The following is a 21,437-nucleotide window of genomic DNA, read 5'->3' as shown; positions in this document are numbered from 1 at the left end:
TGAGCAAGCAAGGCGACTCGGAAACCCGACGCTTGCTTTACAACGCCGCCATGGCGGCAAGCAGGACCAAGGCTTGGCAATCCCGCTATCAGCAATACCTGCAGCGCGGTCTGAAGCGAACAGAAGCGCTGATCATCCTTGCGCGTAAATTAGCCCGTATTGCCTTCGCTCTGATGAAGACCCAACAGCCGTATCGACCTACGGTCGATACGGTGGGGTAGACATAGAATCTCCTACAGAGGTTGCGCGTTCCCTGTAGGAGCGAGCTTGCTCGCGATGGCTAGCGCTCGAACACCTGGGCCGTGGTGATCGCCATGTCCCCGCCCGGCAGCTTGATATTGCCGATCTGCTTCAGGCTGTCGGCATCGAAGATCGCCACGTCGTTGAAGGTCCCGGCCAGGTAGATCTTGCTGCCCGCCTTGTTGAACGAAATGCAGTAGTAGGAATGGTCCAGGGTGGCGGCCTGGAGCAGTTTTTTCTGCCGGATGTCGTACTTGGCCAGGCGGTTGAGCACACCGAACATCAGGTTCGGGTCCTTCGGCGAGCGCATGCCGCTGAAGTAGATTTCCGTCAGCGGACCGAAGTCGGTGGTTTCGCTCTTGCCGGTTTTCAAGTCGATGCTGAACAGGCCGTACAGGTACTCGGCACTGGCCGGGTCCTGTTGCTTGTCCTTGAACCTGGCGGCGGTGTAGAGCAGCGAGAAATCATGGCGCCAGGTCTGCTGGTTCCACACGTAGAGCACGTCCGGCGCGCTGTAGTTCGGGCGTTTCCAGTGGCGGCTGGGGATCAGCACATCGAACTTGCCGGTCTTGACGTCGACCTTGTACACATCCGCCCCGGCCACATAGAGCGAGCCGTCGTCACCGCTCTGCATGATGGTCAGCTGCCGCGGCGCCGGGAAGCTGCGCACCGGCTTGGCCTTGAGCCCGGCGTCGGTGGCATACACATCCAACCGCGGCTGCTTGACCTCATAGCGGTCGTTGAGCATCAGCGTCGGGTTGGCCACGGTGTACAGCTCCTTGCCGTCGTGGCTGACGGTGAAGGCGAACATCGAGCGCGCCTTCTCTCCCGGCTGCTGGGTGATGCTGGCGTGGAACACCTGCTTGCAGCTGTCCAGCTCGACGCCATAGACATCGGCGTAGTGGTTGTTCAGCACGTAGGCGACCTTGCGGTCCGGCGCCAGCTGCACGGTGCCGGGGCCGAAGGCGTCGGGCATCTTGCAGGTCTTGTACAGCGTGTCGCTGGCCAGGTCGATCACGTGCAGGTTGTTCGGGTAGTTGGTGGTGACCATGTATTCATGGCCGGCGTTGAGGGCCTTGTTGTCGGTGTTGTCATCGGCCAGGACGCTGAGGGAACAGGCCCCCAGGACGGCGGAAGCGGCCAGGCCGCAGGCATTGATCAAGCGCATGCTGGAATCCTTCTACTGACCGATTACTTGTCTTTAGGGAACACGGTGCCGAGGTTGCGCCAGTTCTCGTTGGAGGCCTGGGCGTCCTTGTTCCAGTCGGGGTAGGTGCTCATCATGTCCGGCACCTGGGCCGGCCACCAGCAAGGGTCGGAGCAACCGTAGAGGTCGGCCTCCATCGGCTGGCACAAGGACGACACGCCACCGAAGGCATCGATTTCCCAGCCCGGGTCGGTGGTCGAGGCACAACCGGCCACCGAACTCATGGCGACCACCTCTTCGATACGGTTCTCGTCGGCGGCCTGTTCCAGCTTCTGGGCTTTGTTATTGATCGGCTTGAGATGTTTCATGTCAGTGGGCCTTGCGCGGAGTGATGTAGCTGCTGATGAACGCAGGGTTGCGGGCCATGATCCGGCTGTAGACCTCGATGCCGAAATCCACCCAGTCACGCATCAGTTCGCAATAGTGATAGGTCGGGTGCGCCGGGTCGCCGTAGCGGGCGTAGCTCTCGTGGTAGCAGCCGCCGGAGCACAGGTTGCGGATGCGGCAGCTGTCGCAGCCGGTGTTGCTGCGGTCCAGGCGCTGGGACAGGAAGTCGTTGAGTTCCATCTGCTTCACCCCGCCCTCGCGCACGTTGCCGAAGGTCGGCAGCGATGAGCCGGTAAAGCGGTGGCACAGGTTCAGCTCGCCCTTGTGGTCCACCGCCAGCATCTTCAGCCCGGCGCCACAGGGCAGCGCCTTCTTGTGGCCTTCGTGGATATCGGTGATCAGCTGGTGCAGGTTGGAGAAACCGATATTGCGATGCTCCAGCGCCGCCTCCAGGTAGCGCCGGCCCAAGCGCTTCATGCTGGCGAAGACTTCGATCAGTTCTTCGCCGGTGAGGTTGAAGCTGCTGATATCGCCCGAGGTCACCGGGGCAAACCCGACCTCGGCGAAACCCAGTTCGTTGAACAGGTGGTCCCAGATGGTTTCCACATCGGTGACCCCGGTGGTCAACGTCACCCGCGCGCCGACCGGGCGGCTGTCGTAGCGCGCCAGCAGCATCTGCGCCTTGCGCCGCACCACGTCATAGGTGCCCTGCCCGCCCACGGTGATGCGGTTGCGGTCGTGCACGGTCTTCGGCCCGTCGATGCTCACCGACAAACCAAAGCGGTGGGCATTCAGGTAGTCCACCGTCTCTTCGGTGAGCAGCGTGGCGTTGGTGGTCATGACGAACTCGACGAACTTGCCCGCCTCGCGAAAACGCTGCTCGCAATAGTCGACCATGTACTCGATCAGCTTGCGATTGCTCAGCGGCTCGCCACCAAAGAACACCACGGTGAAACGCTCCTCGTCGGGGGATTCCCTGAGCAGCATTTCCACCGAGGCGATGGCCGTCTCGACGTCCATCTTCTTGCCCGCCGAGGGCTTGTCCAGGTCCTCCTTGTAGCAGTAGGTGCAACTCAGGTTGCAGCCGGTGTTGACGTTGAGTACTACGGTGTTGATTGCCGTGCGCTCGACCCGTTTGACGGCGATCTCCGGGGTCAATGGCGAGCCGTCGCTGACCAGTTCCAGGGCGATCAGCTCGCGCAGGGTTTCGTTGATTTCCTCGCCGTCGTACTGGCTGGCCAGCCGCTGGATCAGCTCAGTGGAAGAGCAGCCCGGCCCGCGCAGGGCATCGATGATGCTGCCGGTCAGGGCATCGCTGGCGAACAGCGAACTGCTGGGGATATGGAACAGCATGCGGTCGGCATCGACCTGCACTTCGTGCAGGTTGCGTTCGACCAGATTCAAGATAGCGCCCATTGCAAACCTCCTGTGCCGGCCCCTTTTGGCGGGGGCCCGCGGTCATTCCGAAAGGGTGTCGTCAGTCACGGACCGCGCCTTAAGGGATGGGTGGATTGTTCCAGCGTTGCACGGTGACGATCAGGTGGCCTTCGCCGGTCAGGGATTTTCCTGCGTCGTCGACGGCGGCGATTACCTTGAGGTTGCCGGCGTTGTTGGTGGACATCTTGCGCTGCGGGTTCGGCCCGGCATCGCCTGGAATGAACACGCCGCTGTCGGCCTGCATGGTACCGGCGAACTTGACGTCCTCGTCTTCCCTGGCGCGCTCGTCGAAGGGCTCGACCTTCCACTGCGCCGGGAACACGCCGATGCGATACGGCTTGCCATCGACGCCCTTGCCCCAGGCTTCGGCATCGAAGCGGCCCTGGACTTTCGGCGTCGAACCGCCACCCTCGCCGATCCGCGCCACCGAGAACTCCGGCACCACCTTGACTTCGGAGATGCTGCTGTAGACCGACAGCGTCGGACCTTTCAGCGTGCCGACGGTGACATTGCGCAGGCCCGGTTGGGCATTGGCGGCCGCCTTGAGCCGGACCTTGATCCGCTCCGCGCTCTGCTCGATGACTTCGAGCACTTCCACGCCTTTACCGAAGTTCGGCTTGCCGGTGAGGCCGCTGCCGATCAGGGTGACTTCAGCTTCGGCGCCAGCCTTCAGGTAACCCGGCTGCACCGCCAGCAAACGGCTACTGCCCTGCCTGGCGGCGACGAAGTCCAGGCCGCGCTCGTCGTGCTCGGCCTCGAACATCCGGCCCTGCAATGCATTGCCTTTGGCGGCGAACACCTGGCGCATGTTCACGCCGTCGATGCTGACATTGCCGCGCCATTCGTAGCCGCTGTAGAGGATCGCGCTGCCCTCGCCGTTGAACGGGCTGCCGTCGGCGTACTGGCCCTTGATGCCGACCTTGAAGGTGTCGTTGCCATCGGCAGCGACGCTCATCACCCCGGCCAGTTCGCCCTTGCCCGGCAGGTGGCCGCTGAAGCTCCAGTCGCCCACCAGGGTCTCGGCCTTGGGCGCGCTGGCCAGCCATTTGGCCCAGGCCGGGTTGTCCAGCGGATAACGCTTGGCCAGCAGCGGCACCATCTCCTTGCGCGCCAGGTCGAACCAGTCGCGATCGCGGGACAGCGCCTGATATTCCAGGGACGGCCATTGGCCAAGGTGGAAGTTCACCAGGCGCTCCCACTCCTGGGCCGGACGCCGCTGCAGGGCGACCCGCGCGCCGGAGTGGCAGCGCCCACACATCTGGCTGGTTTGTTCGTCGAACTTTTCCACGGTGTTCAGGCGCCGCTCCAGGGCGTAGCGCACGCCGTCGGTTTCGCTCGGCGCCAGGCCCTGGGTGTCGGCCAGGTATTTGACCAGGGTACGGCGGTCGTCGTCGCTGATCTGCAGGCCATGCATGACCTGCATGCGGGCGATGCTCATCAGCCAGCCTTCCGGGGTCTTGCGCTGGTGGCTGATGCGGCTCAGGCCGCCCGCCGTTTCCGGGGTATGGCAGCCCTGGCAGGTTTCCTTGAGGATGGCCTGGGCCTCGCGCGCGGCAAGGCTGGGAGGGGCATGCAAGGCGGCGCAGACCGCCAGCGCCAGCAGGCCGCCGGACGTGCCTGCTCGGAGTGTTCTCTTGATCAAGGTCGGACCTCCACGGAGCTTTTTATTAGCGAGCTCTTTATCAGGGAGCTTTTATTAGCGAGCTTTCTTATTGTTGTGCGTCGTTTTCAGGGGTTCTGCCATGCCCGTCGCGCCAGACATGGAGGCAAGAGAAACGTCTGAAGCAATACACGGAGCGTGCCAGCTTACAAATGATGTTTTTTATCAAGGGCTTGCTGGAGTTCCAGGACGCATCTCCCAGGCAATCGCCTACCAGCCGCGTTTAATTTCGCGACAACTGTTCCACTCTGAGACATACACGGCGATGAGGGAACCAATCAGCCATCGCAGCGATGGCGCCAGCACGTTTCAGAATCGTCCTAAAGCCTTGCCTTGGTGCGCCTGAATAAGCTCGCGAAGCTCTACAACGAGCCATAGCCCCACGGATCAGTCAACACACAAGGATGATGTCCCCCCATGCTTTCTTCCGCTCGCCTGGGCGACAAACATGTCTGCCCTCTTCCCGGTCACGGCACCACCCCGATTGCTTCCGCTTCCGGAGATATAAACATCAACTCCATGGGCGCGGCCCGAGTCGGCGACACGTGCGGCTGTGGTGCGGTCATTACCACAGGGTTTCCTTCCATTCTTCTGAACGGTCGTCCCATGGCTCACCTGGGTAGCCCTACCAGCCACGGCGGGACGATCATCACTGGATCACCCGATACCTTCGGAGGATTCGTCTTTGGACCCGCTCCAGGGGCCGCAATCATCAACTTTGCAATGCTTGGGGTGTTTCGGCCTGATGGTTCTGTCGATGATGAAAAGATGGCAACCTTGTTGGCCGACCCAAGGCTGATCGAAAAGGCCACTGCTGCAAATGCCTTGGTCGATCCGAGCGCGGCCGCCAAGGCGCCTGAAGAAAAGGTCTGTAATGACCCCAATAGGATGGAGGCGCTGGCGACCTATATTGCGGGCGAGATGAATACCAACATCAACAGCCCCTCTGTACGCCAAATGAAAGATTTGAATAGCTTTGACCTGGCAGAGGAAGCCCGCAAATACGCCGCATTGCCTTTCTACATGAGGCTCGGGCCAACACCCTGACTTCTATAGCTTGGCGCTAGGGAAGAAAGCGAAAGCTTTTGCTATCTGGACCGAGCGAGTCGGGCAGAATCGACCCTGGGACCACAAGCCAAAGTTATTAAAACTATTTGACGCAGAGGTACGGCATAAGCAAGGGGGCTATGACTATTACTACGACATTTGGTCGAACATCCACTATGGCTATGTGGGGTTGGCAGGTGGGTTTTCGGAAAGCGTCCTATTAGATGGGGCCGGAGCTGAGCAAATCGTTTCAGACTCACTGCGAAAGATCCAGAAGTGGAATGAACGCAGAGGACCGCAGCGATCCGCAGGCATTGATGGGCTTCGGGCTTGGGACGATGTCCCCGACCGTATATCAATCAACATAGGGATGAAGCTTTATAGCCAACACCCTAATGGAGGCATCACGGCAAAGATGATCATGGATGAAGTTCTTGCAATTACACCGGAGGAATGGGGGGATGGTGCCATTGTCCACAAATGTAAAGAAATCTAAAACTCGGTATGTCAGGCGAGTGCTTTTACTTCTCCTGCTTGCCCCTGTCGCATTTTGGTACGCGGCAACCCCCACAGTGTCCGTCTATTACTCCCAAGACGGAAAAGAGGAGCTTCGATACGTCTGGAATACACAGCACAGGATATATAGGGGGGGCATCCATCCAGGGGAGTCCACTGGAGATAACGGATTCATTTTCCCTGATGATGAGTTTTTTATGATGTTTTACTGGCGGAGCAGGACGGGTAGAGACCACTGCGTAGGAATCACGCCCAAGTGGCCAAACACAAAGATTTACCTCGACCTGAACGGCAACATTGACACAAGCAAAGGAAGTGGCACGGATACTGAGCGCTTGGGGCAGTGTAAGCACGACAGGGCCAAACCTTAAGCTGCGCCAATACCGTTATGTGGTCACCTGCCACTACCTCCAGCACAGCCCCAAAGTAGCACGCAGACAAAATCCCCCAAGGCCTTTGTACCTGTTTGCAACTCCAAGCTCAGGTGCATTAGGAATAAATCCCACCCCACGAACCGCCCTGTTCTCGATCAAGGTGCCTTCGCCCTGCTACGATACCTGGCTTAACCGCTTCAGCCACCGGCACCGACAGGAATCGCGCCATGCTCAATGCCCTGCTTTTCGATCTCGACGGCACCCTGACCGACACCGACCAACTGCACCTGCTGGCGTTGCAGCAGTTGTTGCTGGAAGAAGAAGGCCGGGTGTTCACCCAGGAAGAGTTCGCGGCCCATGTCAGCGGCCAGGCCAACGCCAACATGTGCCGCTACCTGTTCCCGCAGCGCTCGGTGGCCGAGCACGAGGCCTTTGCTGATCGCAAGGAAGTGCGCTTTCGCCAGCTGTCGCCACGACTGACGCCGATGCCGGGCCTGCTGCGCCTGTTGGATTTCGCCCGGGAACGCGGCATCGGCGTCTGCGTGGTGACCAATGCGCCACGGGCCAATGCCGAGCACATGCTCGACGTGCTGGGGCTGGGCGATCGCTTCGACAGCGTGCTGGTGGCCGAGGAATTGCCGCGGGCCAAGCCCGACCCGCTGCCCTACCTCACCGGCCTGGAATGCCTGGGCGCCAGCGCCGAGGCCGGGATAGCCTTCGAGGACTCGATCCCCGGCCTGACCGCCGCGGTCGGGGCCGGGGTCTTCACCGTCGGCCTGGCCACCAGCCAGAGCCCCGAGGCGTTGCTGGCCGCTGGCGCGCATCTGGTGGTCGAGGATTTCAACGACCCGCGATTGTGGGCGGTGATCGAGCGGATGCTCGGCTCGCGCTGAGATCGCGCCCTCCCGCTCTGATCGGCAACTCAGAAATAACCCAAGGCTTTTTCAGTTGTGTCTGATGGTCCGGCGCGCGTTGGCTCTTGAAGATAGCGCCCCGCACGCCTGTCGTATCAAGGACCTTCATGAACGCCCTCACCTCCCTCTCCCTGCTGGCCCTGCTGGGCCTTGCAGCCAGCACGGGCCACGCCCAGGAAGACCCCGAACCGGCCCCGCCGGAAGCCACCAGCAGTTGCCTGACCCGGGGCGAAGCCATCAAGAGCAGCCTGGAAAAACTCTTGCGCGACCCTGAACAGCGCCAGCTGGCCGGTTTGCAACGGGCGCTGGAACCGCTCAGCGACTATTGCGACGGCCTGCACTTCGAGCACAACCCGCCCCTGCGCCAGGCCGAGTACCAGGTGATATTGCGCCAGATGGAACTCGAGGCCGCGCAGCGTTATGGCGACCCGCGCATCATCGACAAACGCAAGGCCCGGCTGACCCACGCCCTGCAAGTCCTGCAATACGCCCTTGGCGCCCACGGCAACTGAAGTGTTTTTTTGCCCGATAAGCGTTGTCAGCGGCTCGCGCCGGCCAACCCGGGCCTGCTCCAGCGCCAGACTTTCCCCAACAGATTCAACGACCTGTGCCATCCGCTCGGGAGTATTCAGAACTCCTCGCGAATGGGAATGCAACTAATTGTTATGCAAGGAATTTTCTAACATTTAGCTAAGATTGTTCTGACTCGTGCCGATGGATTTTGTAGGACACAGGGAGCAATCTGGAAATGAGAAACAATCAGCCCGTTACACAACGTGAAGTGGCTTTAGGGTCAAACCAGAAACTCATCTCCACCACCGATGCCCATGGCGTCATCAGCTACTGCAACGATGCCTTCGTCGACATCAGCGGTTTCGACCGCGACGACCTGATCGGCGCTCCACAGAACATCGTCCGTCACCCCGATGTCCCCCCCGAGGTATTTGCCCATATGTGGGCGGCGCTGAAACAGGGCCAGCCGTGGATGGGCATCGTCAAGAACCGTTCGAAAAACGGCGACCATTACTGGGTCAACGCCTACGTCACGCCGATTTTCGAGGGCAGCCGGATCGTCGGCTACGAATCGGTCCGGGTCAAACCCAGCGCCGAACAGATCCGCCGCGCGCAAGACCTCTACCAGCGTCTCAACCGCAAGCAGCCGGCCATCCCCCGCCGGCATCGCTGGCAACCGGCCCTGCTGGGCTGGGCGCCGTTCCTGGCCACGGGCCTGGCCGGTGGCCTGAGCGGCCTCTGGCTGGCGCCGCCTTTGGCGCTGGCGGTGGCCGCCGGGATTTCCGTGCCCCTGGCGCTGCTGGCGATACAGCGCCAGAACCACGCCGCCCGGCGCCTGCTGCAACTGGCCGACTCGTCCACCTGCGACCCGTTGATCGCGCAGATGTACAGCGACGCCCACGGCCCCCAGGCATGCCTGGAAACCGCCTTCGTCAGCCAGGACGCGCGGCTGAAAACCTGCCTCACCCGCCTGCAGGACAGCGCCGAACAACTCAATGCCCTGGCCAGCCGCTCCGATACCCTGGCCAGCGACAGCTCCCGTGGCCTGGACCGCCAGCGGGTGGAAACCGAGCAGGTGTCCGCCGCGGTCAACCAGATGGCCGCCACCACCCAGGAAGTGGCCAGCCATGTGCAACGCACCGCCGACGCCACCCAGGAAGCCAACCAGTTGACCGGGCGAGGGCGCGAAGTGGCCCGCGATACCCGCGAAGCCATCGAACGCCTGTCGCAGGTGGTCGGCGAAACCGGGCAGAACGTCGCGCAACTGGCCAGGGACAGCGACGAGATCGGCACCGTGGTCGATGTGATCAAGGGCATCGCCGACCAGACCAACCTGCTGGCGCTCAACGCGGCCATCGAAGCGGCTCGCGCCGGCGACATGGGCCGCGGTTTCGCGGTGGTGGCCGACGAGGTGCGCCAGCTGGCCCAGCGCACCGCGCAATCCACCCAGCAGATCCATGAGCTGATCACCCAGTTGCAGAGCTCCTCGCAAAACGCCGTGCAGAGCATGGAAAGCGGCCAGCGCCAGGCCGAGGAAGGCGTGGCCCGGGTGCTGGAGGCGGACCAGGCGCTGTTGGGCATCAGCGAGGCGGTGGCCAACATCACCGAGATGACCACCCAGATCGCCGCGGCCACCGAGGAGCAGAGCGCGGTCGCCGAGGAAATCAGCCGCAATATCAGCACCATCGCGCAACTGGCCGACCAGACCTCGGAGCAGGCCCATCACTCGGCCGAACTGAGCAAGGAACTGACCCAGACCGCCACCACCCAGTACTCGCTGGTGGAGCGTTTCAACCGCTAGGTTCGGTGTGTGTGTACGGGTTTATCGCGAGCAAGCACTCCTGCAATGGACGCTGTTGCTGCAGGAGCGAGCTTGCTCGCGATCGAGGGCCTGGCCCTCACCCACCCATCACGCATAAAAAGCCCGCCAATGCGCGGGCTTTTTTATTCTTCGAGGGCCGTCTCAGTCGGCCGCCAGCTGCTGCCGGTACTCCTTCACATAACCGTTGGCCAACTGGTCCTTCTGCTTGTCGTCGAGGATCTTGCCGGCCATCTGGAAGAACTTCTGTTCTTCTTCCTCCAGGTGGTGATGCACCTTGTCCACCAGCTTCTTCGCCGTGGCCAGCCAGGCCGGGCTGGACATCTCGGTGTTGTCCAATGCCTCCATCAGCTCGTCCATCGCGTGGTGCTCGGCAATCGCGTGCCGGCTCAGGTCGACGCCGTTGTCGTGCTCCATCAACGGCAGGTAGAAGAAGCGCTCCTCGGCTGTCTCGTGGGCCTGTACTTCGGCCTTGAGCTGGGCGTAGGCCGCGCTGCGTTCGGGGCTGTCCCCCGAGGTGCGCATCAGTTCGGCAGCATAGCCGCGCTGGCGTTCATGGCTCTCACGCAGGGCTTCGAATATGTTCACGGGCACCTCTCCACGGCAGGCTTGTCTTGACTAGACACTGGCCGTTCGACGGCAGTTCAACCGCAGATGGCGAGGGCCGGAAATGGCCCTGGGATCGCTGGAGCAGCCAGCGAGTGACGGCTGCTCCAGGGGGGATTACTGCTCCTCGGTCTTCTGCTCCTGGCAGTCCTTGAGCAGTTGCTGTTCCTTGGCAGTGTGGTCGGCTTCCAGGAAGCTCAACAGGCCGCTGTCGCCCTGGGTGTGCCAGCGGTAGCTGTTCTGCTCGTCGTCGGCGACATACAGCGCGCCGGAGGCGGCGCGGGCGATATGCATCGGTATCAGCTGGCCCTTGTAATACAGGGTGGCGAACGAGGCGCCGTTATCGATGTTCAGGTACGCCGCCTGCACCTCTACCCCACCCTCGCAGCGGTAGCTGGCCAGGCTGCTCTGGTACGCCGGCAGTTCCGGCTCGGCCGGGGTCGGCGCGGCCTGGGCGAACAACGGCGCCAGCAGCAAGGTGGTTCCCAGAATCGTTGCAATCTTCAATGTACAGCTCCTTGTTCAGTGCACCTTCATGACAGGCCCCTTTACGACGAAGCAGGCCCCCATAAGTTCAGGCCGGGGTGTCTCAAGGCATTCGCAATTTGCGACAGCCTGTATCCGCCGCCCTTCCGTCAGCGCAAATAAACACCATTAGAATCATAGAGTTAAGCGCCAGTCAAAACTGGCACAGCGGTTGCGAAAGCCCTCGCCTCACGCATAACAAGAGGTTCTGTCATGGCTATTGCAACCCTGCTCCCCGCCACCACCGCCTTTATCCAGCGCGCCCCGCGCATGCTGATCGGCGCCGAATGGGTCGAGGCCGCCGACGGCCAGACCATGCCCCTGCACAACCCGGCCACCGGCGAACAACTGTGCGTGGTGCCGCGGGCCACGGTGGACGATGTCGACCGCGCGGTGCTGGCCGCGCGCCAGGCCTTCGACGATTCGCCCTGGAGCCGCACCCGGCCGCGGGAACGGCAGAACCTGCTGTGGAAGCTCGCCGACCTGATGCAGCGCGACGCCGAGCTGCTGGCGCAACTGGAATGCCTGAACAACGGCAAGAGCGCCGCGGTGGCCCAGGCCATGGACGTGCAACTGGCCATCGACTTTTTGCGCTACATGGCCGGCTGGGCGACCAAGATCGAAGGCAGCAGCGTCGAGGTCTCAGTGCCGCTGATGCCCGACCAGCAGTTCCACAGTTTCATCCGCCGCGAGGCGGTGGGCGTGGTTGGCGCCATCGTCGCCTGGAACTTCCCGCTGCTGCTGGCCTGCTGGAAGCTCGGCCCGGCCCTGGCCACCGGCTGCACCGTGGTGCTCAAGCCGGCCGACGAAACCCCGCTGACCGCGCTGAAACTCGCCGAGCTGGTGCAGGAAGCCGGCTACGCCGACGGCGTGTTCAACGTGGTCACCGGCACCGGCATCACCGCGGGCTCGGCCCTGACCCACAACCCGCGGGTGGACAAGCTGACCTTCACCGGCTCCACCGCGGTGGGCAAGGAAATCGGCAAGATCGCCATGGACAACATGACCCGGGTCACCCTGGAACTGGGCGGCAAGTCGCCGACCATTGTCATGGCCGATGCCGACCTGGGCAGCGCCGCGGCCGGCGCCGCCAGCGCGATCTTCTTCAACCAGGGCCAGGTCTGCTGCGCCGGCTCCCGGCTGTATGTACAGCGCAAGCACTTCGACAATGTGGTGGCCGATATCGCCGGCATCGCCAACGCCATGAAGCTCGGCAGCGGCCTGGATACCAGCGTCGACATGGGCCCGCTGATCTCCGCCCGGCAGCAGGAGCGGGTCTGGCGCTATATCGAGATGGGCCGGGACAGCGGCGCCACCCTCGCCTGCGGCGGCGAGCGGTTCGGCCCCGGCTATTTCGTCAAGCCGACGGTGATCGTCGACGTCGACCAGCAGCACTCGCTGGTGCAGGAAGAGATCTTCGGCCCGGTGCTGGTGGCCATTCCTTTCGACGACGAGGCCGATGCCCTGCGCCTGGCCAACGACAGCCCCTACGGCCTGGGCGCGAGCATCTGGTCCAACGACCTGGCGGCGGTGCATCGGATGATCCCGCGGATCCAGTCCGGCTCGGTCTGGGTCAACTGCCACAGCGCCCTCGACCCGGCGCTGCCGTTCGGTGGCTACAAGATGTCCGGCGTGGGCCGGGAAATGGGTTACGCGGCGATCGAGCATTACACCGAGCTGAAATCGGTGCTGATCAAGCTCTGATCCGCGACAACACATAGCACCTCGCACTCGCGCAAGCGCTTCTCCACGGCGGCGCCGGGGTTTGTCCGGCGTCTCCCGACGACTGGTTTAGCGTCGCCGACCCGCTGCCCGGCCCGCGCCCCGAACGGCTGCTACGCTCAGCCCGAGCCGGCTCGACAGCTGCCCTGCGGGCCTGGCTCACCCACCTTCAACCCACACCTCATCACCACCGAAAACCCGAGGGAAGCATCATGGGATCAAATGGATATGATCACGACGGGGTCCAATGCGGATGCCACAACCCCATCTGGAACGCTCTGAAGGACACACTCGACCCGGCCAGCCATACCGCCAGCCAGCCACAGGACGCCAATGAACTGGCCAGGGAACCGGCCGGCGAGTCCATCATCTTTACCAACGGCACCATCTACCCCTTGCGCGACGGCAACATGGACGAACGGGTCGAGGCCCTGGGCATCCACGCCGGCGACGTGGTCGCCTCCGGCACCCTGGCCGCCGTCGAAGCCCGCATGAACGCCCTGGGCATCACCTACAAAAAGCAGTCATTGAACGGCAGGACCCTGTTGCCCGGCCTGATCGAACCCCACGCCCATATCGTGCAGAGCTGTGCCATGGAAGGCTGGCTGAACCTGGGGGCCATCGATACCGACAACCCCGATGAGCACAAGAACCAGCGGCTACGGCCCACCTATGACTGGCTCTGGTTGAAAAGCACCATCCAGGCCAACCTGCCCAAGGACAACTCGACCTGGATCCTCGGCCATCAGGTCGATCCGGCGCTGATGCCCTTCCAGGTCATACCCCATGGCCTGAACAAACTCATCACCTTCCACTGTGGCCCCGGCGACGACATCGGCAACCTGGACACCATCGACAAGCAGCATCCGATGCTGCTGATCAGCGCGTCCATGCACACCGCCTACCTGAACACCGCGGCCAGCGATGCGGTGTTCGAGAAAACCGGCGTCAGGGCCGACAACGGTGTCCTGCAGGAAGCCCAGGTGCTGGCCGCCATCAAGAGCATTCCCCTCAGGCAGCAGCTGGAAATACTCAATATCTTCAAGCACCTCGAAGACTACTTCGACAAGGCGTCGCGCCGCGGGATCACCCTGCTCTACGACGCGATGATGGACCCCCAGTCGAAGCGGGTACTGGGCGCCTACTTCCTGACCCGCCCCCGCAAGCTGCGGATCGGTTACGCCGCCGCCTGCGATGGCACGCCCGAGGCCATCGGCAAGCTGCCGCGCTACCAGCCGGTCAGCCGGGAACAGGCCAAGCGCTTCTACCAGGGCTCGGTCAAGCTGGTGTCGGACGGCTCCAACCAGGGGCTGACGGGCTATCAGGCCACGCGCTACTGCTGCGAGGCGACGCGGCCGGTGGGCAACTTCAATTTCTGCGACCAGGACCACACCCCGGTCACCCCACCCGATGCCTACAAGACCGTGGTGCGCAATGCCATCGAAACCGGCTGGCCGCTGATGATCCACGCCAACGGCGACCGGGCCGTCGAGTTCACCCTGCAAGCCTACGAGGCGGCCTTGCAGGGCAACAGCGCCCAGGAAAAACGCCACCGCATCGAGCACTGCTCGCTGCTGACCGCGGGCACCCTGCAGACCATGCAGCGCCTGGGCCTGTCGCCAAGCTTCCTGATCGGTCATGTCGGCTACTGGGGCTACGCCTTCAAACAGGCGATCTTCGAAGGCAAGGCCGAACAGATGCTCGACCTGTGCCAGTCGGCCCTGGACCACAACCTGAGAATGACCCTGCACAGCGACTGTTCGGTAACGCCGTTGGGGCCGCTGCGCTCCATGGAGCAGGCGGTGACCCGCAAGATGGAAGGCATTCGCGATGCCCAGGGGCGGTTCGTCCATGACCCAAGGCTGCAACCGATCCTCAATGAAGCCGAGTGCCTGACGCGCAAGCAGGCCTTGAAAGCCATCACCTATGACGCGGCCTGGCAGTGCCATGCCGAGGGCTGGACCGGGTCCCTGCAGGACGGTTATTTCGCGGACCTGGTGATTCTCGAGCAGGATCCCCTCGACGAGAAAGTGCCGGCCACCCACATCAGGGACATCAAGGTCTGCGAAACCTGGAAAGGCGGCCACCGGGTGTACGTCAATCCCGATAGCTGATTGTTAGCTGTCGCAAGCCGGGCGGCGGGGTTTGGATGGCCGCTGCGCGGATCGCGAGCAAGCTCGCTCCTACAAGGGCGTCTCATCTTCTGTAGGAGCGAGCTTGCTCGCGATCATTCGTCCAGGCGCCACACATCCGGCGATCGATCGCTGGCGCCTTTGCGGCGGCTGCGCCGTCGATCGCAGCCTGCGGCAGCGGCTACAAAAGCCGCCCCGTCGCCTCAAGGCTGGTATCCCTGCCCCAGCAACCAGCCACGCACGGCCTTGTCCTGCTCTGCGCTCAGGCCCACCAGCAGCTGTTGCGCCGGTTCGTTGGGCAAGCGGCGCAACAGCGGCGCCAGCTCCACTCCTTGCACATGCCAGATGCCCAGCGGCTGGTCCGGGGTGATCACCACCTCGGCTTCGTCCACCAGGCCGTCGCGCAATACCGGAGCGCGCTCGATGCGCAGGGCGGAAAAATCCGCGACGCGATGCGCCGGCTCGCGGTCCGGCCATTGCCGGCGCGCCTGCCAGAACGGCTGCTCGGCCCAGCGCTGCTCGTCGGCGTAGAAATCGCGGCCGATGCGGGCAAAACGCAGGAACAGTTGCTCCACCCGCCGGGCATGGAAGCGCTGCGCCAGCGCCGCGCGTTCGGGCCGTTGCAGCAGCGTGTTGATCACCGCCGGCGCCTGCAACGCCGAGGACAGCGACTGGAAGATACCGTTGCCCGACAGCGGGTCCACGGCCATGGCCGCATCACCCACGCGAATCCAGTTGGCGCCACACACCTGCGGGCAGAGGATCGCCGTACTGCTGCGCGCGTGCAGTTGCACATCGAGCTGCGGCCCTGCGCCGAAAAACGCCCGCGCCAGGGCCGAAGCCTGGCGGCGCTGGCGGCAGTAATCCAGCAACTGCGCCTTGCCCGGCAGCGCAGCGCTGGCCACGTCCACCGTCAGTTGCCAGTAACACTGGCCGTCGGCCTGGCGCGCCATCCAGGCCCAGCCGTCCTCCAGGCTGTGCACGGCGCTGGCGGTGCTGCCCGGCGCGCCCTGCCAGCGGTTGAGCAGGCTGAGCGTTTCCGGGCCCCGCAGGCCTTTGCCCAGTTCTTTACTCAATGCAGGCGCCTGGCGCCCGCGGGCCTCCACCAGAAAGTCCGCGAAACGCTCGGCCTGCCCCTCGATCCGCAGCCGATGCCCGTTCGCCGTCGACTGCACCTCCAGCACCCGGCCCTCGATCAACTCGACCCCGGCCTCGCGCAGATCCTCGCGCAGGCCGCGATCGAAGCGCGGGCGATCCAGCAGGTATTCGACGTTCTGCGCATGGCTCTGGCCGTTCCACACCACCTGACGCTGGGACGCCTGCAACGCCGCCTCCAGCCCACGCCCCAGGCCGGCGCCACGCAGGGCTTCGAGCACCCGCAGCGACACCCCTTCGAGCGCCGGGAAACGCCGCCACTCGCTGACCAGCGCCACCGCGTAACCCAGGCGGCGCAAGCCCAGGGCCACCGCGGCCCCCGCCGGGCCGGCGCCGAGCACCAGGATCGGCCTCATGTCCAGCCGCGCCGTTCGGGGCCGTGATAGCGGGCGTGGGTCCGCAGCCACTGGACCACCTGCGGGTTATCGGCGTCGCGGTGTTCGCCGAGGTAGCCGGCGATATGCCCGCTCAAGGCCGCGCAGCCCAGGCTGGCGCCGGACTGGCCGGGGTGGCTGCCCTGCACACAGGCGGCGAAATCGGCCTGCTGGCTGTCGAGCCACGACCATTCGCCGGGGGTGCAACGGGCATCGCCGGTGACCCGCAGCACCCCCGGGTAACGCGCCGGGAATACTCCCTCGCCCTGGGCCGGCGTCGAGGCGCACAACAGCACGCCACGGGCCAGGGCGGCCGCGCAGGCTTCGCGCAACAGGCGGCGGTCCTGGCGCAGCCCCAGGCTGAGGTTGATCAGCCGCACCCGCTGGCTCACCAGCCAGTCCAGGGCACTGGCGATCTGCAGCGCACTGGTCACCCCGCGCTGGTCGAACACCTGGGCCACACAGAAACGCGCCTGGGGCGCCCGCACGCTGATCGCCTCGATGATCGCGCTGCCGTGGCCGAGGGGGTCTTCGCGCAAGTCGCCCTCGCCGATCCCGTCCTCTACCAGGTAGAAGCGCCGCCCGGCCACCACCTGCGGGCGTTGCACAGCCGTATGCCCGCTGTCGATCACGCCGATCCGCAGCTCAGGCTTCATGGGGCACCTTCACGGAGTGCAACACGCCGTCCACCAGCTCGAAGCGCAGGTCGGCGTCGGCCAGGGTCGACGGCCGATGGCTGATCAGGATCCGCGTGCGCCCGGCGAACAGCCGGTCGATGGCCTCGATCACTTCGCGCTCGATGCTTTCGTCCACCGCCGAGGTGGCTTCGTCCAGCACCAGGATCAACGGGTCCTGGAGCAGCGCGCGGGCAATCGCGATCCGTTGTTTCTGCCCGCCGGACAGCTGCTGGCCGCGCTCGCCCAACGGGCTGTCCAGGCCTTCGGGCAGCGCTTCGATCAGGCTGTCCAGTTGCGCCAGCCGCGCCACCTCGGCCACCGCCGCGCGCGGTGCGTCGGGCACGCTGTAGGCCAGGTTGTCGGCCAGGCTGCCGCGGAACAGCACGATGTCCTGGCTGACCACGGCGATGCGCCGGCGCAGCTCGAACAGGTCGAGCTGGCGCAGGTCGATACCGTCCAGCAGCACCTGCCCGGACTGCGGGTCGTGGTGGCGTTGCAGCAGGTCGATCAGGGTCGATTTGCCGACCCCGGAACCGCCGCCCAGGGCCACCTTCAGGCCATAGGGAATGCGTGCCTCGATGCCGCGCAGGGTGCTCGGCCGCCCCGGGTGGCTGAAGTGCAGATCACGAAAAGACAGCTCGCCGCCGCTGGGCATCGGCAGCGGTTGCGCCGGCGTGGTCACGCTCGGTTGTTCGCCACGCAGCTCCATGACCCGGCCCAGGCTGACGCTCATGCGCTGGATCGCCACGTACAGCCCCAGCAGGCTCTGCACCGGCCCCACGGCCATGCCCAGGTAAGTGGAAAAGGCGATCAGCGCGCCCAGCTGCCAGGTGCCCTGCACCACCCAATAGCCGCCGATCAGGAACGCACAGGCCCGCGACAGCGAGGTCAGGGTGCCGGGCACCGCCTGGGTGAAGAACTCGCTGACCTGCAGGCGCAGCAACTGGCTCATGTAGCCCTGCCCCAACTGCTCCAGGCGCCGCGCCTCGCGCTGCTGCTGGCCGGCGCTCTGGATGAACTTCATCACCGGCAGGGTCTCGACCATGAACGACGACATGTCCGCCGAACGCTCGCGCAGTTGCCGCACATCGCGCTCGACCTTGCGCCGCATCCAGCGCAGCCAGAGCACGTCCAGCGGAATCAGCAACAGCGCCAGCAGCGACAGCTGCCAGGACAGGGTCACCAGCAGCGCCAGGGCCACCACCAGGCCGATCACGCTGGACACCGCGGAAAACAGCGAATCGACGGCAAAGCGCTGGATCTCCGCCACGTCGCCATCGAGCCGCGACATCAGGTCGCCGATCCGCCGCTGGCCGTAGAAGCCCGGCGACAGGCGCTGCAAATGCCGATACAGGTCGTCGCGCAGGGCGAACAGGATCCGCCCCGACAGGCGCGTGTGCAGGTAGCGGTTGATGCCCGACAGCGCGGTGCCCAGCAGCCCGGCGAGAATCATCAGCCCGGCGATCCACGCCAGCCTCGGGAAATTGCGCGCCAGCAGGCCGTCGTCGATCAGCAGCTTGGTCAGCCACGGCTGCACCAGCACCAGCAACGAAGCGCAGACCGACAGCGCCAGCAACCCGGCGATGGCCAGGCGCTGCGGGCGGACAAAGCCGTATAGCCAGCGCAAGGCGGCTTGCAGGGCCGCGGGGTCGGGGCTGTCCACCAGCCGGCTGAGCAGGCGCGACATCAGCTGCGCAACTGCTTGAGCTTGCGGTACAGGGTCGCGCGACTGATGCCCAGGGCATCGGCGGCGGCGGAAACATTGCCCTGGTGGTTGTCCAGTGCCTGGCGGATCAGTTCCAGCTGGTTCTCGCGGATGCTGCCGCTGGCCGGGCGTTCGCTGGCGTTGAGATCGTCGAGCATGCTGTCGGGCAGATGGTCCAGGCTCAGGGCCGCCTCACCCTCTTCGCGCATCGCCAGCGCCGTGCGCAGCACCATCTCCAGCTGACGGATGTTGCCCGGCCAGTGATAGCCGGCCAGCAGCTGGCGCAGGTCCTCGGCTAGGGCCACGCCGGGGCTGCCGAGCTTGGCCAGGAGCACGTCCAGCAACGCGTCGAAGTCCTCGCGTTCGCGCAGCGCCGGGAGCATCACGCTGATGCCGTTGACCCGGTAGAACAGGTCCTCGCGAAACTGCTTGTCGGCCACCTGCTGCTTGAGGTCGCGGTGGGTGGCGCAGATCAGAGCGATGTCGATGTCCTGCTCTTCGCCGGCCCCCAGCGGCGCCACCTTGCGGTCCTGCAGCACCCGCAACAGGCGCGCCTGCAAGGCCAGCGGCATATCGCCGATTTCATCGAGGAACAGCGTGCCGCCATGGGCCTGTTGCAGGCGGCCGATCATGCCGCCACGGCGCGAGCCGGTGAAGGCGCCCTCGCGATAACCGAACAGCTCCGACTCGATCAGGCCCTCGGGGATCGCCGCGCAGTTCACCGCGATAAAGGGCTTGTCGGCGCGGCTGCCGGCCAGGTGCAGGGCGCGGGCAACGACCTCCTTGCCGGTGCCGGTTTCCCCCAGCAGCAACACCGGCAAGGCATTGGCCAGGCCCTGCCGGGCCATGCGCAAGGCCCGGGCATAACGGCTGTTGCTGCCGGCCAGGGTGTCGAGTTGCGGGTCGGGCTGCGCCTGGCTCGGGGCGCTTTTCGACGTGCTGCGCGGCACGCTGCTGAGGTTGATCGAGCGTTGTGGAGCGCGCAGGGTCTTGTAGAAAAACTCGCCCTTGGCGGTCTGCAGGCTGCCGATGCCGCCCTGTTGCAAACGGCCGAGCAGTTGCACGCCATCCACGCCGAGAAACTCTTCGCAACGCCGCCCGACCAGTGCCGAACGCTCGGCGCGCAACAACTGGCAGGCCTGGGCACTGACCGCCAGGATCTGCCCGCCGAGACTGACCGCGAGCAAGCCTTGCCACGGCGATTCGAGATACTGCCGACGACTGTGGAACGCCAGGACAATCTGCTCGGGAAAGCTGTCGTTGAACACCCGGCTCTCGATCTGGCTGACCGCCATGCTCAGCAGCGCGGTGCTGTCGTGGATGCGGCCGAGCGGGCCTTCGCGGGTCAGGTCGAGCACGCCGAGGATCTCGCCCTGGGGGCAATGGATGGGCACCGAGGTGCAGGAGAAATGGCTCAGGCGATCCAGGTAATGTTCGCCGCAGTCGATCAGGGTGGTGCGCGCTTCCACCAGCGCCGTGCCCAGGGCATTGGTGCCACGGGTGGCTTCGCTCCAGCAGGCGCCGAGGGTGATGTCCTGCACGCCGCTGCCCTTGAGCCGGTCGGCCCGGCCTTCGATCGACAGAATGGTGGCGTCGGCATTGGCCAGGATAATCAGGCCGTCCTGGCCCTGGCGCTCGGCCAGGTAGTCGATGGCGGGTATTGCCGCGTCGAGCAGCAGGCGATTGCTCGCCAGCAGCATCTCGAGGCTGGCGCCGGATTCCAGGGTCAGCTCCGGCTGGCCATTGAAGTGCACGCCATGGCTGAGGCTGCGCCGCCATGAGGCATCGATTTCCGCACGCAATACGCCGTCGGGGACTGCGCCTTCCAGATGGAGCTTTCTGCGGGCCAGCCCGGCTTGGTGCTGCAGCTCGCCGGTTGTTGTTTTTATAAGCGTCATCAAGCGCTCCGAATCGGTCCGCCCGGCACCTCCCCGGTCCATTCCCTTGGGTTGCGAGGGGCACGCAAGCCATGGGCAATGTCTACACCCGGTTCAGAAGGCAGTAAAGGGAAGTTTGGCCCGTGGCCAGCCCTGCCCTTACAGAAGCAAAACCTGCGCCACGGGACAAACCGCGCCGAAGCATCTTGACGTTAACGTAAAGCGGATGGCAAGAGCCGTATGGCGTCCGGTTCCCCCTGGTACTCACTGGTCGCCTGGCGGTAAACGGCCCAGTAAATGACCAGTCTGAACAGGGGGAACATAAAGCAGGTAATGCGGACAGGCTGCCAACTAAGAGGGTGTAGACAAAATTATGTAGTGAGTCGGCGCGCGAGTATGCGTGCTTCGGCCAGCCACACCCACGCCTCACTCACAGCGAACAACCGGTCGTGATGCATAATTAGTCGTCGAGCCCTCTCATTCCAGGCATGAGTTCGCTCCACTACCCAGCGCCTGGGCATCACCACGAAACCGCTCGGAGCAGGTGTTACCATGAACAGATCGCCTTGTTCTGAGTGCCATTGTCCTGTTCTTCTATTGTTTGGCCCCC

15 protein-coding genes and 3 pseudogenes are annotated in these 21,437 nt (G+C 64.3%); 7 read left to right on the top strand and 11 right to left on the bottom strand.

The annotated features are described in order from the left end of the window. Positions 1-221 (top strand): annotated as a pseudogene (locus CRO75_RS30935) (IS110 family transposase); the annotation flags it as partial. Positions 222-280: 59 nt separating this feature from the next. On the opposite strand, the gene peaD reads toward CRO75_RS30935, so the two are convergent. The 4 genes from peaD to peaA form a co-directional block, all read right to left on the bottom strand. Continuing rightward, entirely contained in the window at positions 281-1,408 is a 1,128-nt protein-coding gene (gene peaD, locus CRO75_RS30930) for a quinohemoprotein amine dehydrogenase subunit beta (protein WP_097140388.1), read from the bottom strand. A gap of 23 nt (positions 1,409-1,431) precedes the next feature. Further along, positions 1,432-1,755, bottom strand: a complete 324-nt coding sequence (qhpC, locus tag CRO75_RS30925; protein WP_007921889.1) for a quinohemoprotein amine dehydrogenase subunit gamma — start codon at positions 1,753-1,755, stop codon at positions 1,432-1,434. Position 1,756: 1 nt separating this feature from the next. Beyond that, on the bottom strand, positions 1,757-3,190 hold the full coding sequence (gene peaB / locus CRO75_RS30920; protein WP_097140386.1) for a quinohemoprotein amine dehydrogenase maturation protein: 1,434 nt from the start codon (positions 3,188-3,190) through the stop codon (positions 1,757-1,759). A 79-nt stretch (positions 3,191-3,269) separates the two neighbouring features. Next, positions 3,270-4,850, bottom strand: a complete 1,581-nt coding sequence (gene peaA / locus CRO75_RS30915) for a quinohemoprotein amine dehydrogenase subunit alpha (RefSeq protein ID WP_097140391.1) — start codon at positions 4,848-4,850, stop codon at positions 3,270-3,272. Positions 4,851-5,288: 438 nt separating this feature from the next. Here peaA and CRO75_RS30910 point away from each other — a divergent pair. From CRO75_RS30910 to CRO75_RS30890, 4 genes and pseudogenes are all read left to right on the top strand, one after another. After that, positions 5,289-6,414 (top strand): annotated as a pseudogene (locus CRO75_RS30910) (polymorphic toxin type 44 domain-containing protein). Positions 6,415-7,035: 621 nt separating this feature from the next. After that, positions 7,036-7,701: an HAD-IA family hydrolase gene (locus CRO75_RS30900; RefSeq protein WP_097140383.1), complete on the top strand. Its 666-nt coding sequence runs from the start codon at positions 7,036-7,038 to the stop codon at positions 7,699-7,701. 128 nt (positions 7,702-7,829) lie between these two features. After that, on the top strand, positions 7,830-8,234 hold the full coding sequence (locus CRO75_RS30895; RefSeq protein ID WP_097140381.1) for a DUF1090 family protein: 405 nt from the start codon (positions 7,830-7,832) through the stop codon (positions 8,232-8,234). Between the two features lie 236 nt (positions 8,235-8,470). After that, complete coding sequence (locus tag CRO75_RS30890) at positions 8,471-10,036, top strand: PAS domain-containing methyl-accepting chemotaxis protein (RefSeq protein WP_097140380.1); 1,566 nt, start codon at positions 8,471-8,473, stop codon at positions 10,034-10,036. A gap of 162 nt (positions 10,037-10,198) precedes the next feature. Here the strand turns inward: CRO75_RS30890 and CRO75_RS30885 are convergent, their stop codons facing one another. Together CRO75_RS30885 and CRO75_RS30880 are read right to left on the bottom strand one after the other, a co-directional pair. Beyond that, a complete protein-coding gene (locus tag CRO75_RS30885) occupies positions 10,199-10,642 on the bottom strand; it encodes a hemerythrin domain-containing protein (RefSeq protein ID WP_097140378.1) in 444 nt (147 codons plus the stop codon). A 135-nt stretch (positions 10,643-10,777) separates the two neighbouring features. Then, a complete protein-coding gene (locus CRO75_RS30880; protein ID WP_097140376.1) occupies positions 10,778-11,167 on the bottom strand; it encodes an MliC family protein in 390 nt (129 codons plus the stop codon). Between the two features lie 231 nt (positions 11,168-11,398). Here CRO75_RS30880 and CRO75_RS30875 point away from each other — a divergent pair, with 231 nt between their 5' ends. Further along, positions 11,399-12,889, top strand: coding sequence for an aldehyde dehydrogenase family protein (locus CRO75_RS30875; RefSeq protein ID WP_097140374.1), 1,491 nt, complete (start codon positions 11,399-11,401; stop codon positions 12,887-12,889). Between the two features lie 230 nt (positions 12,890-13,119). Further along, a complete protein-coding gene (locus tag CRO75_RS30870) occupies positions 13,120-15,021 on the top strand; it encodes an amidohydrolase family protein (RefSeq protein ID WP_097140372.1) in 1,902 nt (633 codons plus the stop codon). Positions 15,022-15,242: 221 nt separating this feature from the next. Here the strand turns inward: CRO75_RS30870 and CRO75_RS30865 are convergent, their stop codons facing one another. The 5 genes and pseudogenes from CRO75_RS30865 to CRO75_RS30845 all read right to left on the bottom strand — a co-directional run. Next, on the bottom strand, positions 15,243-16,550 hold the full coding sequence (locus CRO75_RS30865; RefSeq protein WP_097140370.1) for a tryptophan 7-halogenase: 1,308 nt from the start codon (positions 16,548-16,550) through the stop codon (positions 15,243-15,245). Next, entirely contained in the window at positions 16,547-17,224 is a 678-nt protein-coding gene (locus CRO75_RS30860) for a peptidase S8 and S53 subtilisin kexin sedolisin (RefSeq protein ID WP_097140368.1), read from the bottom strand. The genes CRO75_RS30865 and CRO75_RS30860 overlap by 4 nt, the downstream gene beginning before the upstream one ends. Continuing rightward, the gene (locus CRO75_RS30855; protein WP_097140366.1) at positions 17,214-18,932 is read right to left on the bottom strand and encodes an ABC transporter ATP-binding protein; all 1,719 of its coding nucleotides are present in this window, start codon (positions 18,930-18,932) and stop codon (positions 17,214-17,216) included. The genes CRO75_RS30860 and CRO75_RS30855 overlap by 11 nt, the downstream gene beginning before the upstream one ends. Continuing rightward, entirely contained in the window at positions 18,932-20,848 is a 1,917-nt protein-coding gene (locus CRO75_RS30850; RefSeq protein WP_097140364.1) for a sigma-54-dependent Fis family transcriptional regulator, read from the bottom strand. The genes CRO75_RS30855 and CRO75_RS30850 overlap by 1 nt, the downstream gene beginning before the upstream one ends. A 350-nt stretch (positions 20,849-21,198) precedes the next feature. Beyond that, a pseudogene (locus CRO75_RS30845) lies at positions 21,199-21,437 on the bottom strand (IS5/IS1182 family transposase); the annotation flags it as partial.

Source organism: Pseudomonas sp. LAMO17WK12:I10, assembly GCF_900215185.1.
Lineage (GTDB): Bacteria > Pseudomonadota > Gammaproteobacteria > Pseudomonadales > Pseudomonadaceae > Aquipseudomonas > Aquipseudomonas chlororaphis.
The sequence above is the reverse complement of the archived record's forward strand: the minus strand, read 5'-3'. Positions and strand labels throughout refer to the sequence as shown.